Source organism: Micromonospora sp. NPDC004704 (assembly GCF_053601675.1).
This window is the reverse complement of sequence record NZ_JBSGCD010000010.1, coordinates 133,605-147,712: the sequence shown is the minus strand read 5'-3', so window position 1 is coordinate 147,712 and position 14,108 is coordinate 133,605. Positions and strand designations below refer to the sequence as shown.

Genomic DNA, 14,108 nt, shown 5'->3' with positions numbered 1-14,108 from the left:
AGAAGAGACAAGGTGAGCACGACCGCGACCGCCTCATTCACCCTGGACTCCTGGGACGAAGATGAGTGGCAGGAGTCCCCTGACGGCATGAAGTTTTCCCGGGCATCGGTCACCAAGACGTACACCGGCGAGCTCGAAGGCACCAGCCGCGCCCAGTTCCTCTTCGCCTACGGCAAGGGTGGTGCGGGGTATGTGGGCCACGAACGCATCGAGGTGACGGTCGGCGGCGCCAAGGGCAGTTTCATCCTCCAACACCAGGCCGTCGGCTTGATGAGCGACGAGGAGGGCGGCGCCGACTGGCACATCGTGCCCGGCACCGGCACCGACGGCCTCGCCGGCATCCAGGGCACCGCCACGATGCGCAAGCTCGAGGACGGCAGCCACACCTTCACGTTGCAGTACGACCTTCTCGACGAACTCGTCTGAGAAACTGCCCGGCAATACGGAGGGCCGCACCCCGAGCGGGTGCGGCCCTCCGTATTGGTGTCACGGCATGTTGGGCGCGGCAGGGATCGGCACGGCCGCGCCGATCAACGCCCGAGTGACCTCGTGACGGGGGCTGCCGAAGACCTCCTCGACGGTCCCCTCATCGACGATCCGCCCATCGCTGAGCACCGCGACCCGGTCGGCGTTGCGGGCGATGACCCCGAGATCGTGGGTCACCATCAGCAACGCCAGCCCCAGCTCCCGCCTCAGCGAGTCCAGTAGCGCAAGGACGGAGGCCGCCACCCGGGCGTCGAGGTTCGACGTGATCTCGTCGCAGATGAGCACGGCGGCGCCGGCGGCGAGCGCACGGGCGATCACGACGCGTTGGCGCTGCCCGCCCGACAGCTCACGCGGCAGCCGCGGTGCCAGTTCCGCGGGCAGACCGACGAGCCCCATCAGCCGCCGGGTCTCCGCCGCCGCCCGCTCGGCCGTCATACCCTGCGCGCGCTGGGCCACCCGGCCGATCGCAGCGCCGACCGATCGCCGCGGGTTGAGCGAGCCGCCGGAGTCCTGCGGGATGAGCTGCACGCGCCGCCGCTGACGCACCGGTCGTTTCCACAGCGTCGGTTCGAGGACCTCACCGAACAGCGACACACTGCCCGACGCCGGACGCAGCACCCCGGTGACGCTCTGCGCCAGCGTCGTCTTGCCACAGCCCGACGTCCCGAGCAGCGCCAGCGCCTCACCGGCTCGCAGCCCCAGCGACACGTCGTCAAGGATCACCCGCTTACCGCGCCGCACGGTCAACCCCGACACCTCCAGCGCCACCGCGCCGGGATCGGGCGCGGCGCCCCGGCGCTCCAACTCGGTCGGCAGATCCGGCACCGCGGCGAGCAGGTCCCGGGTGTAGGCGGCCGTCGGCAGTGCGAGCACCTCGGCGGTCGGACCCTCCTCCACCACCACGCCACCGTGCAGCACGACGATGCGGTCGGTCATCCGCGCCGCCGCAGCCAGGTCGTGGGTGATGAACACGAACGCCAGCCCACGCCGGGCGGCGAGCCGCTCCATCTGGTCCAGCACCTGCTTGCGTATCAGCCCGTCCAGTCCCGTTGTCGGCTCGTCCAACACCAGCCCACGCGGGTCGCCTGCCATCAGCCGGGCCAGGGCGAGCCGTTGCTGCTGACCACCGGAGAGCTGGTGTGGGTACCGTCGGCGGAACGCCCGGTCGCCGGGCAGCCCCACCTCCACGAGTCCACGGGAGACCGCCTCGTCGGACCCGTCCGTGGCAACCTCCCTGATCTGCCGACCCACGCGGAGCGTCGGGGTCAGGGCCGAGGGCGGGTCCTGCGGAAGGTACGCCAACACCCTCCGACGCACCCGCCGCACGTCGGCGCTGGACGCCGTCAGCATGTCGTGCCCGTCGACGAGAACCCGGCCCCGGACCGCACGCAGCCCCGGCCGTACGGCACCGACCAGAGCCAGTGCCAGCGTCGTCTTGCCTGCGCCGGACTCGCCGACGACGCCAACCCGCTCCCCTTCGGCCACCCGCAGGGACAGGTCCTCGAGCACGGCTCGCCCGGAGGCATCCTCGATGCGCAGTCCGCTGATCTCGATCATCGCAGCACCCGTCCGACGATCCGGTCGATACCGAGGTTGGCGGCGACGGTGAGTACGCCGAGCAGGACCGCCGGGACCGCGACGGCCCACGGTGTGAGCTGGATGCCCTCGACGTTCTGGCTGATCATCGCGCCCCAGTTGGGTCCGCTGGAGCCGAAGCCGAGGAACCCGGCAGCCGCGGTCAGCGTGACCGCGATGGCGAGGCGGGTGCCGAAGTCGGCGAGCACCGGCCGGATGATGTTGGGCAGGATCTCCCGGACGATCACCGACAGGTGCGAATCGCCGCTGGCGTACGCGGCCACGACATAGCCGTCCTCGACGGCGCGCAGCGTCTCGGCGCGGGTGATCCGGGAGACGAACGGCGTACCGGTCAGGACGACCACGATGATCATCGTCGCGGCACTGTATCCCCAGCCGTGCAGCAGCACCAGCAGGATCAACACCGGCGGCAGGCCGAGCAGGAGGTAGTCCAGCCGCGACACCACGGCATCCGTGACGCCGGCGAAGTAGCCGCCGAGCAGGCCCAGGACGAGACCGAGAACCGTCGCCAGGATCGTCGCGATCACGGGCACCGCCACCAGCGGCTGCCCCCCGGCCAACACTCGGGCCAGCACGTCCCGCCCCGAACTGTCGGTGCCGAGGGGACTGCCCGCCGACGGCAGGCTGTAGGGCAGTCCGACGATCCGTTCCGGCTCGCCCGCGAAGAGCGGACCCACCAGGGCGACGCCGAGCACGACCAGGACCACCGCGGCGGCGACCACGGTGACGACCCACCGCACCACTCTCATCGGGCCGCCACCCGCAGTCGGGGCTCGACCGCCATGACCACGAGGTCGGCCAGGACGAACGAGACGACGATGATCGCGGCGAGGAGCAGGCCCACGCCCTCCAGCACGGCGGTGTCGTGGTTGCGCACCGCCGCCACCAGCGTCTGCGACAGGCCCGGATAGTTGAATACCACCTCGACCACGGTGGTACCGCCGAACAACCCGGACAGCAGCCACGCGAACGTCTGCGCGCACGGTGGGACCGCGGCGGGCAGCAGGTGCCGGAAGACGACCACCCGCTCGGGCAACCCGGCCAGCCGAGCGGCCTCGACATGTGGCATCGCGTCGGCGTCGATGACGGCCGCCCGTACGATCCGGCTCGCCCACGCCGCGCCGAACAGGGTCAGCGCCGCCACCGGCAGCACCAGGATCTCCGGCCGGTCCAGCGGCCCACCGCCCAGCGGCGGTAACGAGATCGCCGGCAGCAGCGGAATCAGGTCGGCGAACACCAGCACCAGCAGACCCGCGGTGACGAACTGCGGAATGGACACCGACACCACGGCGACCGCCGACACCACCCGGTCCACCCGCCCACCCGGGCGCAGCCCGGTGAGGAGCCCGATACCCATCGCGAGCGGCACCGTGACCGCCGCGGTGAGGCCCACCAGCAGTCCGGTCGCGGCCAGCGGCTCGGCCACGATGTCGACGACGGGTTGGTGCATCGACGTGCTGGTGCCGAGGTCCAGGCGGACCACGCCGGCCGCCCACTCGGCGAACCGCACCGGCCACGGCCGGTCGACGCCGAGCTCCGCCCGGCGCTGCTCGACCTCCTCGAGAGTCGCGTCGGGCCCGAGTGACGCCGAAGCGGCGTCACCCGGAAGCACCTCCGAGGCCGCGAAGAGCACCACCGAGACCGCGAACAGCGTCGCCACGGTCGCCAGCAGCCGGCGGGCCAGGAACTTCAGCGCGGTCACGCCGGGCCGGTAGCCTGGTCGAACAACTGCACCGACTGCATCGTCCGGACCCCGGAGATGCCCTTACGGCTGGCATCCAGCTGTTCCTGGAAGCCCCACAACAGGTCGCCGCCCTCGTCGTAGAACTCCTGCTGCAGCGCCTTGAACGCGTCGGCCCGGGCCTTGTCGTCGGCCGTGGCCTGGGCCGCCGCCAGCCGCGCCTGGTACGCGGGTGACGTACCCGTGACGTTGAACGGCGCCTTGCCATGGGTGACCGCGGACAGGTGCACGGCGGCCGGTCGGTTGACGTAGTAGAACGCCTGGAAGGGGAACGTGGCGAGCGCGGCGAGGTCGGCGTAGTAGGCGTCGGGCGAGATCTCGTCCAGGGTCAGCTCGACGCCGGCCTCCTTGAGCTGCTGGGCCATCAGCCGACTGGCGTTGAGCATGCCGGGCACGAGTTCACCGGTACGCAGCGTCAGCTTGGTGATGCCGGCCTCGGCGAACAGCCTCTTCGCCTGCTCCAGGTCCCGGGTCCGCGCGGGCAGGTCGGCGTAGCCGGGCAGCGTCTTGCCGACCACGTCGTCGGCCGGGGAGCCGAGTCCCAGCAACGCGTTCTCGACCAACGCCTGCCGGTCGACCGCCAGGCGGACCGCCTTGCGGACCCGCACGTCGTCGAACGGCGCCAGCTTCTGGTTCATCGCGAACGACAGCGCATTGGAGTTCGCCGGCCCGCCGCGAACGACGACGAGTTCGCTGTTGGTCGTCTCGGTCTTGGCCCCGGTGGAGCTGATGCTGACCGCGTAGTCGATCTGGCCCGCCTTGAGCGCCGACAGGCGGGCACCGGCGTCGAGGATGCCGACCACCTGCAGCTCCGCCACCGTCGGCTTGCCACCCCAGTACTGCTCGTTGGCGACCAGCCTGGTGGTCGTGCCGTTGCGCTCGGCCAGCTTGTAGGGGCCCGAACCGATTGGCTTGCTGAACTCGGTCATACCGGCCGGGAAGATGGGCGAGAAGACGACGAGCACCGACTCCTTGAAGTCCCCACGCGGGGTCAGCAGTGGCACCTTGACCGTGCGTGCGTCCACGGCGGACAGCTTCGCGAGGTCGACGTTGCCGTAGACGGAGACCCGGTTGCTGGGCTTCGCGCCGAGCGTGCGCAGGCTGTGCACGACGTCGTCGGCGGTGACCGGCTTGCCGTCGTGGAAGGTCACGCCGGAGCGCAGCGTGATCGTCCACTCGGTCGCGTCGGCGTTGGGCTCCACCGACTCGGCCAGCTGGTACTTGTACTCGCCGTTGTCGAGCACCATCAGCGAGTCGTACACGTGCCGCATGACGATGAGTGTCGCGCCGATGCTGGTGAGCAGCGGGTTGCCGGCCTCGGCATCGGTGACGGCGTTCGGCGCGCCCACCTTCAGCACGGCCAGCGACGGGCTCCCGCCACCGGTCTGCGACGGCTCGTCGTCGCCGCAGGCGGCCAACAGCGGCACGCCCATCGCGGTCACGCCCGCGAACAGCCCGAACCGGAGCAACGAACGACGGTTGAACTCCTGGCCGTGTGCCATAGACGCCATGGTTCCTCCCAAAGACGTACCGATGAGATTCGGCAAAAGGATTGCGGAACTGACGGTCGCTGATCACCAACATGGGTGTCTGCTCAAAAAGGCACGGTGTCAGGTGGCCGTCGCCGGACTGGCCATCAGCGCGAGCAACTCCGGGGTATAAAGCTCGCGTAGCGGGATGATGCCGGCCACGGCGTCGAAGTAGCGTGTGGTCATCTCCGGGCTGCTGCCGACCGCGCGCAGCAGGGCACGGCGTTTGTCGCGGGCCTCGGCCTGCGCCACCAGGAGGGTCGCCTGGTAGTTCTCGGTGAGCCGCTGCTCGCGCTCGCTGTCGTAGGCGGCGAGGGCCGCGTCGAGCCGCGGCCGGTCCGTCAGGGTGTCGCCGACGGTCTCGACGAGCAGGTCCGCCTGCATGAACGCGTCCGCGATGCCCCGTGCGGTCAGCGAATCCTTGTGGTGGCCGGCATCACCGACAAGAGCCCAGCCGGGGCCGTGCGCGCGGCGGAAGAAGTTCTGCTGGTCGCCGGTACCCTGCACCTTGCCGACCTGCCGGCCGCGCTCGATCTGCTCGAACAACCGGGGTGCGTTGGTCCGCACGTTGTCGAGGTAGGCGGTGGACGCGTCGCGCCGGACCTCGTCGAAACGCTGCTGCGGGTAGTAGGCGGCGACGAGGACGGCGCCGTCGTTGGTCGGCACCGCCGACACCCAGCCGGTGTCACCCTCGTACATCTCGAAGTGCGTCTTCGGCCCGTCCCAGAACGCGTAGTAGGCGCAGGTGAGCGGCGGGTGCTCGGTCGTCTTCGGCGCACCGGTCAACTCCGCGACGGTCGACCGCATCCCGTCGGCGCCGACGACGAGAGCGGCACGCTCCTCGCCCCGGTCGGTGCGCACCCCGACCACCCGCCCGTCCTCCCACAGCAGGTCGGTCACCCGGCAGTCGTCGCGGAACTCGACCCCCGCCTGCACGGCGGCGTCGGCCAGCAGCGGATCGAGGACGCTACGGCGCGGTGCGTACGCCGCCCGGACACCGTCGATCCCGCTGCTGCAGCCCTCGACGCGTACGTCACCCAGTTCGTACACGACGTGGTCCAGCGGCGGGCAGCCGGTGGCCCGTACGGCGTCGAGCAGGCCCCACCGGGCCAGCCGCGCGACGCCCGGCTGCTGGATGTACAGGGTCGAGAGCTTGTCGGCCGGGAAACCGGTGCGGTCGAGCAGCAGGACCCGGTGGCCCCCGCGGGCGAACAACATGGCGGTCGGCGCGCCCGCACAACGGGCCCCGACGACTATGACGTCGTACATCTTCGATCAACCTCCATCGGCGGTACGGGCGAGGACCACGGCCGAGTTGATGCCTCCGAAGCCGAATCCGTTGGACAGCGCGTACCGCAGCCGGGCGGGCTGCGGTACGGCGCCGGCGAACCGGATGCGGTCATCCACCGGGCGGTCCAGGTTCGGGTTGGGGTGCACAAAACCACCGGCCAGCTGCGCGACCGTGGCGACCGCCTCGACCACGCCGGCCGAACCGAGACAGTGGCCGGTCAGCGCCTTGGTCGCGTTGACCCAGGGTCGGCCGGCGGCGTCGCCGAGCACGGCGTGCAGCGCGGCGAGCTCCGTCTCGTCGCCCAACCGGGAGCCCGTACCGTGGGCGTTGACGTAGTCGACCTCGTGCCGGTCCACGCCGGCGGCGGCCAGCGCGGCGCCGATCACCCGGGCCTCGCCGCCGGCGTTCGGGTCGGCGAGCCGGTTGCCGTCCAGCCCGAGGGCATGCCCGGCGACGGTAGCCACGGCAACGGCCCCCCGGCGGGCCGCCGACATCGCGGACTCCAGCACCAGCGCCGCGGCAGCCTCGCCGGGCACGAAACCGCGCCGGTCGAGGTCGAACGGCCGACACGCGGCCGCCGGGTCGCCGCCCGGCTCGGCCAACGCGCCCAGCACGGCAAAACCGCGGTGGTGCATCGGGGTCAGCTCGGTGACCGCGCCGACGAGCACACAGCAGTCCACGGCGCCGGTGGCGACCAGCCGGGCGGCGTGCACGATGCCGACGTTGCCGCTGGCGGAGGCACCGCCGACGGTGAACCCCTCGCCGGTGGCCGACAGCACCTCGCTGAGGGTCCCGACGTGGTCGGTGTCCTGGACGTGCAGGGCGAAGCGCGCCGGCAGGTACGCCGGACTGTCCAGAAAGTTTCGGAACAGGTCGTGCGTGTAGCGGGCGGTCAGGTTGTGCCCGGCCACGACCACCCCGACCCGGTGGTCGGGGACCGGTGCCTCGGGCAGCCGGGCCGCCGTCCACGCCTGCAGGGCGGCGGCGACGGCGGCCCGGATCGGCATGGGCGCCCGCGCCGCCGCCCGCATCGCCCTGCGGCGCAACGGCTCCGGCAGGCCGCTCACCGCGTCGGGGAACGACCAGCCGGTGATCGGCGCGGCGAGCCCCTCCGGGGTCGCGGTGACGCCGCTGCGGCCGGATCGCAGCGCCGCGGTGAACGCCGGGACGTCCGCGCCGATCGCGCAGACGATCCCGGTCCCGGTCACCGCGACGACGGTGCTCACACGTGTTTCCGCAGCAGTTCGACGATCCGGTCGAGGTCGTTGACGTCCTGGAACTCCGCGATCGGCACCACGATCCCGAGCCGCTCCATCGCCAGCGTCACCACCTCGGCCCGGTCGATGCTGGTGCAGCCGAGGTCGGTCAGGGTGCGGCCGGCGGTGACGCTGTCCGGGTCGACCTCCGGGACGACCTCGATGAGGCTGGCCTTGACGACCTCGAAGACCGTCATGCCGGCGAGGCCCCCGCGCCGGAACGGTCGCGCCGGGGAAACCCGTGGCCCCGCGTCGTCTCGGTCGCCATGCGGTTGTGGGGATTCTCGTTGTTGCCGGAGACCAGCACCGAGCCCCAGCGCGCCAGCGACACGGCGCCGCCGTACTCCTCGATGATGTCCGTGTCCGGATAGACGTTCACCGACGTCGGCACGTACCGGCCGGCGAATCCCAGACGCATCTCCTCGGTGTTCCCGAGGTGCGGCAGCGACGCGTGCATCAGGGTGGACCAGAACATGATGGCCTGACCCGGCCGCATCACCATCGACACCGCACTGGACTCGTCGGGCTTCCAGTCCGGGTCGATCTGCAGCTCCCGGTAGTCGTACCCGAAGAAGCCGCGGCGCACGCCCTCCTTCTCCAGGCTGTTGATGGAGGCGGCGTCGTAGTGCATGCGCTTGGTCTCGTCGTAGAACATCGTCTGGTGGGTGCCCGGGATGAACTGCAGGCAGCCGGTCTCCTCGTTCGCCTCGGTGAAGGCGGTCCAGACGGTGATCGTCCCGCCGAAGTCCTTGGCCTCGCCCGGCCACACGATCTGCGGCTTGCCCGACGCGTTGGCGAACGTGTCGGCCTGGTGCCAGTCGGTGCCCTCGTCGCCGGGGTACTTCGGGAAGAACTCCGAGCGCCAGCACTGCACGTCGGGGCCGAGCACGCTGGCGACCCGGTCGACGATGCGCGGGTGACAGATGTGGTCGGCCAGGAACTCGTTGTCCATGTGCCGGTCGTAGTTGGAGATGTTCGTGTTGCCCGACAGGGCCGCCTCGTCCTGGTAGATCGCGTCGGAGCGGTCCATCAGGCGCAGCCGCTCGCGTCGCCACCGGCGCTTCATCTCGTCGACCTCGTACACCGTGAACGGGCCGAAGTAGCCGTTGCGGTGGAAGTCGGCCGTCTCCTGCGCGCTGAGTGCGTAGTCGTCCGCCATGTCAGCCTCCAATCTGTTGCAGTGCGTCGTCCCGGCGCGTTGCCCCGACCACCTCGGCAAGGCATCCGATCGTCGGGTCCTCGAGCTCGGCGCCGGTGAGTGCGGTGCCGAAGCGGTCGTTCACCATCGCGACGATCCGGGTGAGCGCCAGGGACGTGGCGCCGAGGTCGAACAGGTCCCCGTCCACGGGTACGTCCCGCCGCAGCACCTCGTCGGCGATCGCCTTCACCACCGACACGGTGTCCCCGTCGGTGTCCCCGGCCGGTGCGGGCTCGGGCTCGGCCCGGCCGCCACCCAGCGCGGCCAGGTCGGCCTTGCCCTGGGCGGTGAGCGGGATGTCGGCGACCACGTGGAAACGCGACGGCCGCAGGTAGCCGGGCAGGTGCTCCACCGTCCCGGCCAGCTCCGCCTCCGTGAGGTCGACCGGGTCGGCACCGGGCGGCGGCGCGACGTAGGCCACCAGGCGTACGTCACCGTCGCCGAAGTCGTCCGAGGTGACCAGCGCGGTCCCCACGCCGGGATGTGCGAGAACGGCGGCTTCGACCTCGCCCGGCTCGATCCGGTAGCCGCGGACCTTCAACTGCCGGTCGACCCGACCCAGATAGGTCAGTTCCCCGTCGACGTGTACGGCACGGTCGCCGGAGCGGTACCAGCGTTCGCCGCCGGCCTCGACGAACCGTTCGGCGGTCAGCTCGGGGCGGTGCAGGTAGCCCAGCGCCACCCCGGTGCCCGCGACGTACAGCTCGCCGGGGGTGCCGTCGGGCAGCGCGTTGCCCGCCTCGTCGCGCAGTTCGATCCGTACGCCGGGAAGCGCCCGGCCGATAGGGCTCACCGACGGCCGGTCGAGGTCCGCGGCGGTGATCCGGCGGTACGTGGCGTGCACCGTGACCTCGGTGATGCCGTACATGTTGACGAGCTGTGGGGCCTCGTCGCCGTACCGGGCGATCCACGGCGCCAGGATCGCGACGTCGAGCCGTTCGCCACCGAACACCACGAGACGCAGATCGTTGCGCCCGTCCGATGCCAGGTCCACGGCGGCGAGCTGCCGGAACGCCGACGGTGTCTGGTTCAGCACCGTGACGCGCTCGCGGCGCAGCAGGTCCAGCATCAGCGCCGGGGTACGGGCGGTGCTCGTCGGTACGACGACGACCCTGCCGCCGAACAGCAGCGCCCCCCACAGCTCCCACACCGAGAAGTCGAACCCGATCGAGTGGAACAGGGTCCACGTGTCCGTCTGGTCGAAGCCGAACAGCTCGCCGCCACGGTCGAGCAGCGCCACCACGCTGCGGTGCGCGACCTCGACACCCTTGGGCGCGCCGGTGGAGCCGGAGGTGTGGATGACGTACGCGGGGTCGTCGGGGCCGGCGTCGACCGGCGCCTCGGCGGAGGCGGTGGGCGGGTCCTCGTCGTCGGACTCCAGGTCGTCCGCCCAGAGCACCGGGCCGGACCACTCGGCGAGCGCGTCCGCGGTCCGGGTCACCGCGACGGTCAGGGGGACCCTGCTGTCGGACAGCACGGCGGCCACCCGGGGCGCGGGATGGTCGGCGTCCACGGGCACGTAGGCGCCGCCCGCCTTCAGCACCGCCAGCAGGCACACGACCAGGTCGACGGAACGGTCGACGCAGACACCGACGTGCACGCCGCGGGTGACTCCGTACCGGCGCAGTCGCGCGGCGAGCTCGTCCGACAGCCGTTCAAGCTCGCTGTACGTCACCCGATCCTCACCGCAGACGACCGCGATCCGGTGCGGAAGTTCGGCGGAGCGACGGGAGAACGCGGTGTGCAGGCAGTCCGTGACGGGCATGGCTCAGCGCTCCGTCTTGGTGGCGTACATGCCCCAGTGCTGCGGCGTGAGCGAGAGATCAGCCAGGCTCGACTGGACGAACATACGCTCCCACCCACCACCGCCCTTCTCCTGCGGGATCCACTGCTTGGTGAACACCTCGCGGGTCGCGGGATCGCTCATCGCCCGGACGCCCATGAGCGTGTAGTACGAGCTGAGCGACTTGAGGTGGATGAAGTGGTGGATGCGGTCGGACTGACCGAACGCCTCCTCGTACAGGTAGATCGTGGCGTGTCCGGCCAGCGCCCGGTTCCAGCTCTCGCAGAGCGCGCGGGCGAACGCCCGGCCCTCGGCGCGGAACTCGTAGCGCAGCTCGCCGGTGCGGTGCATGAGGATGCCGCAGGTGGCGGAGTTGAGCTGTTCCCCGATCGGTACGTCGGTCTGCAACTGGGCGGTCGGGACCACGAACGTGGCGGCGCCCTCGTCGGTGTTCACCGAGTCCGGCGTCGCCTCGGAGGTGCCGTACATCCCGAAGGCCGACGGGATGAGCACCGTCTCGTGCAGGGCGCCGTCGAGGAACATGCGGTCCCAGGTGCCGCCGCCGCGCTCCGGCTCGATCCGCTGGCGCATGATGATGTCCCGCCAGCCGGCGTCCTGGCTGCCCATCCGGATCAGGGTCTCGTAGGCGTGCAGGGACTTGAGGTGCATCAGCCAGTGCAGCCGGTCCTTCGTCCCGAACGTCTCCTCGTAGACGAACACGCTGATGATGCCGGCGTAGTTCGTGTTGAGGTACTCCGACAGCTCTCGGGCGAACTGCCGGGCCTCGGAGCGGAACTCGGCGCGCAACTGCCCGACCCGTTCCACGATCACGCCGGCGTTGCCCGAGTGCAGGATCGCGTCCGGGGCGAGCGACGTCTGATCCTGCGCCGTCGGCAACACGAACGGCGGGCTCGATGTCGTGGTCATCGAAGACTCCTTCGCTGTCGCTGGTTCGGTAGACGCCCGGCCACGCTAATCAGCGTCGGGCGTGTTGCACTGCTCACTAGTGGTCACCGTCGGGCAGCGGCGGCGAAGGATCTCCGCGGCTCCGCGCATCAGCATCCCGGCGATGACGTCGACGTGGCGCAGCCGCCAATCGGCCAGCTCGGTGCCGTGTACGTACCGGTTGAAGGCACCCATCGCCGGTCCCGTGTGGACCTGGAAGTTCGCCTGCTCGGCGGTGTCACCGCGTAACGCGGCGTTGGTGGAGTGCGCGAAGTACCACCGGAAGGCCAGCGCCATGCGCCGCCGTGGATCCGCCCGTTCCACCTCGACGGCCCGGCCGGTGGCGCGGTAGTGCCGCTCGGTCTCCTCCCACACCCGCTCGAACGGTCGGCGGAACGTGGTCCGTTCGACGGTCTCGCGGACGGTGGGCGGCACGTCGGCCCAGTTGTCGTACCGCTGGTAGAGCTGCAGGAGCTGGTTGGCCCGGGCAGCGAACATCGTCCCACGGCGCATCACCTGCACCCTGGAGCCGAGCTCGAAGGTGTCGCCGGCCGGGGCGTACGCGGTGTCCTGGATTCCGACCTGCACCAGCAGGTCCTTGACCGCCGCGGAGGTACCCGCCTCCGGGGTGGCCTGGTTGATCGAGCCGGTGAGCACGAAGTCGGCGCCGAGCACGAACGCCGCGGCGACCGCCTCCGGGGTCCCCAGTCCGCCGGCGACGCCGAGCCGGATCCGCTTGTGGTAGCCGTGCCCGGCCATGGCCCCGTCCCGCAGGAGCGCGAGGTCCGGCACGAGGGTGAGCGCCGACCGGGCGTCCGTGTGCCCGGCCGAGTCGGCCTCCGCGCACAGGTCCCCGCTCACCGGCAGCCGCGCGGCGACGGCCGCCTCCGCCGCCGACAGCGCCCCCACGGCCACGAGCTCGGCCAGCATCGGGTCCGGCGGTGGGCGCAGGAACGCCGCGGCGACCTCGGGGCGGGAGACCTTGGCCACGATGTGGCGCACCGCGACCGGGGTGCCGTCGGCGGCCAGGTGCGCCCCGGCGAACCGGAACCGCACCAGGGGCGCGGTGACGCCGTGGTACCCGGCAGCCTCCACGTACCGCACGTCGTACCGGACGTACAGCTCGGCCAGCGCCGACTCCAGCGCCGGATTGTCGGGCATCGCGAGCAGGTTCATTCCGAAGCGTCCCGGGCCGGGGTCGGTCGTCAGCGACCGCAGTGCCGCCTCGACCCCGTTCCGGTCGAAGCCACCGGCGCCGAAGAAGCCGAGCAGTCCCGACCTGCCCAGACGTGACACCAGGTCGACCGAGCTGATCCCCTTGTACATCGAACCCGCGAGGTACGCCGACGTGACTCCGTAGTCGGCCCGGAACTGCGGGCACCCCGGCACCTCCGGCCCGGACGCCCCAGCACCCGCAACGGCCGGTGCCGCGGCGAGCACGGGCCGGAACAGCTCCGTCAACACCCGCCCCGGGCCCAGCTCGCGCACGGTCCGCACGCCTCGGGCGACGAGGTACGCCATGGTCTCGCGCCACCGCACCGGGCGGCGCAACTGCACCGCGAGGAGTTCGACAAGCAGCGCCGGGTCGTGCGGCCGGGCGGTCACGTTCGAGATCACCGGCACCCTGGGCGGCGCGAACCGCACACCCGCGAGCACGTCCGCGAACTCGTCCGAGGCCGCGCGCATGTACCGCGAGTGGAACGCGGCGGCGACCTTCAGCGGCACGCACCGGCCCAGGCCGGCGGTGGCCACGGCACGCGACGCGGCGGCCAGTGACTCCCGGGGGCCGGAGAGCACCACCTGCCCGTCGGCGTTGTCGTTGGCCATGTCCACGTCGTCGACGCCGGCCTCGGCGAGCACCTCGGGCAGCCGGTCCAACCGCTCGCCGACCACGGCAACCATGCCACCGCCCGCGGTCCGGGCCATGATCTCGCCGCGCCGGCACACCAGCCGCAGCGCCGCCTCGAAGTCCAGGCAACCGGCCGCCCACAGCGCGGTGTACTCCCCCAGGCTGTGCCCGGCGAGGAAGTCCGGCGGCTCGTCGTCGCGTGCCGCCAGGTAGCTCAGGGCGTTGACCACGAACAGGGCCGGCTGCGCGTACCGGGTGTCGCCGAGCCGACCGTCCTCGCGGCACAGTCGGGCCACCGGGACACCGATGATCCGATCGGCGGCGGCGCACTCGTCGGGAAAGCGTTCGAACAGGTCGCCGCCCATCCCCTTGCGCTGAGCCCCCTGCCCCGGGAAGACCCAGGCGGATTTCGGTCTGGCAGACACGACTTGGAC

The 14,108-nt window shown here is 71.4% G+C and carries 12 protein-coding genes; 1 reads left to right on the top strand and 11 read right to left on the bottom strand.

Going from position 1 to position 14,108, the window contains the following annotated elements; all coding sequences use genetic code 11:
- The first annotated feature begins 12 nt into the window (after window positions 1–12).
- On the top strand, window positions 13–426 hold the full coding sequence (locus ACWEFB_RS16645) for a DUF3224 domain-containing protein (RefSeq protein WP_326557441.1): 414 nt from the start codon (window positions 13–15) through the stop codon (window positions 424–426).
- 60 nt (window positions 427–486) lie between these two features.
- On the opposite strand, the gene ACWEFB_RS16640 is transcribed toward ACWEFB_RS16645, so the two are convergent.
- The 11 genes from ACWEFB_RS16640 to fabD form a co-directional block, all read right to left on the bottom strand.
- Window positions 487–2,043, bottom strand: a complete 1,557-nt coding sequence (locus tag ACWEFB_RS16640; RefSeq protein WP_452286260.1) for an ABC transporter ATP-binding protein — start codon at window positions 2,041–2,043, stop codon at window positions 487–489.
- Window positions 2,040–2,831 carry an ABC transporter permease gene (locus ACWEFB_RS16635; RefSeq protein WP_452286258.1) on the bottom strand — a complete coding sequence of 264 codons (792 nt, stop codon included), beginning with the start codon at window positions 2,829–2,831 and terminating at the stop codon, window positions 2,040–2,042. Before ACWEFB_RS16635 ends, ACWEFB_RS16640 begins: the two co-directional genes overlap by 4 nt.
- The gene (locus ACWEFB_RS16630) at window positions 2,828–3,784 is read right to left on the bottom strand and encodes an ABC transporter permease (RefSeq protein ID WP_452286256.1); all 957 of its coding nucleotides are present in this window, start codon (window positions 3,782–3,784) and stop codon (window positions 2,828–2,830) included. Before ACWEFB_RS16630 ends, ACWEFB_RS16635 begins: the two co-directional genes overlap by 4 nt.
- Window positions 3,781–5,334 (bottom strand): ABC transporter substrate-binding protein, encoded by a 1,554-nt coding sequence (locus tag ACWEFB_RS16625; RefSeq protein ID WP_452286254.1) that lies wholly within the window; start codon window positions 5,332–5,334, stop codon window positions 3,781–3,783. The genes ACWEFB_RS16630 and ACWEFB_RS16625 overlap by 4 nt, the downstream gene beginning before the upstream one ends.
- A 99-nt stretch (window positions 5,335–5,433) precedes the next feature.
- Entirely contained in the window at window positions 5,434–6,621 is a 1,188-nt protein-coding gene (locus ACWEFB_RS16620; protein WP_452286252.1) for an NAD(P)/FAD-dependent oxidoreductase, read from the bottom strand.
- 6 nt (window positions 6,622–6,627) lie between these two features.
- Window positions 6,628–7,869: a beta-ketoacyl synthase N-terminal-like domain-containing protein gene (locus tag ACWEFB_RS16615; protein ID WP_452286250.1), complete on the bottom strand. Its 1,242-nt coding sequence runs from the start codon at window positions 7,867–7,869 to the stop codon at window positions 6,628–6,630.
- Complete coding sequence (locus tag ACWEFB_RS16610) at window positions 7,866–8,096, bottom strand: phosphopantetheine-binding protein (RefSeq protein ID WP_326557434.1); 231 nt, start codon at window positions 8,094–8,096, stop codon at window positions 7,866–7,868. The genes ACWEFB_RS16615 and ACWEFB_RS16610 overlap by 4 nt, the downstream gene beginning before the upstream one ends.
- Complete coding sequence (locus ACWEFB_RS16605; protein ID WP_452286247.1) at window positions 8,093–9,058, bottom strand: chlorinating enzyme; 966 nt, start codon at window positions 9,056–9,058, stop codon at window positions 8,093–8,095. The genes ACWEFB_RS16610 and ACWEFB_RS16605 overlap by 4 nt, the downstream gene beginning before the upstream one ends.
- A gap of 1 nt (window position 9,059) precedes the next feature.
- Window positions 9,060–10,862, bottom strand: coding sequence for a non-ribosomal peptide synthetase (locus ACWEFB_RS16600; RefSeq protein WP_452286245.1), 1,803 nt, complete (start codon window positions 10,860–10,862; stop codon window positions 9,060–9,062).
- 3 nt (window positions 10,863–10,865) lie between these two features.
- A complete protein-coding gene (locus tag ACWEFB_RS16595) occupies window positions 10,866–11,807 on the bottom strand; it encodes a DUF6039 family protein (RefSeq protein WP_326557431.1) in 942 nt (313 codons plus the stop codon).
- A 45-nt stretch (window positions 11,808–11,852) separates the two neighbouring features.
- Window positions 11,853–14,099 (bottom strand): ACP S-malonyltransferase, encoded by a 2,247-nt coding sequence (gene fabD, locus ACWEFB_RS16590; protein ID WP_452286242.1) that lies wholly within the window; start codon window positions 14,097–14,099, stop codon window positions 11,853–11,855.
- Window positions 14,100–14,108: the final 9 nt, after the last annotated feature.

Excerpts from the sequence above, each read along its gene's own strand:
- ACWEFB_RS16640 (WP_452286260.1), bottom strand. The coding sequence starts at position 2,043 with ATGATCGAGATCAGCGGACTGCGCATCGAGGATGCCTCCGGGCGAGCC.
- ACWEFB_RS16635 (WP_452286258.1), bottom strand. The coding sequence starts at position 2,831 with ATGAGAGTGGTGCGGTGGGTCGTCACCGTGGTCGCCGCCGCGGTGGTC.
- ACWEFB_RS16625 (WP_452286254.1), bottom strand. The coding sequence starts at position 5,334 with ATGGCGTCTATGGCACACGGCCAGGAGTTCAACCGTCGTTCGTTGCTC.
- ACWEFB_RS16620 (WP_452286252.1), bottom strand. The coding sequence starts at position 6,621 with ATGTACGACGTCATAGTCGTCGGGGCCCGTTGTGCGGGCGCGCCGACC.
- ACWEFB_RS16610 (WP_326557434.1), bottom strand. The coding sequence starts at position 8,096 with ATGACGGTCTTCGAGGTCGTCAAGGCCAGCCTCATCGAGGTCGTCCCG.
- ACWEFB_RS16605 (WP_452286247.1), bottom strand. The coding sequence starts at position 9,058 with ATGGCGGACGACTACGCACTCAGCGCGCAGGAGACGGCCGACTTCCAC.
- ACWEFB_RS16600 (WP_452286245.1), bottom strand. The coding sequence starts at position 10,862 with ATGCCCGTCACGGACTGCCTGCACACCGCGTTCTCCCGTCGCTCCGCC.
- ACWEFB_RS16595 (WP_326557431.1), bottom strand. The coding sequence starts at position 11,807 with ATGACCACGACATCGAGCCCGCCGTTCGTGTTGCCGACGGCGCAGGAT.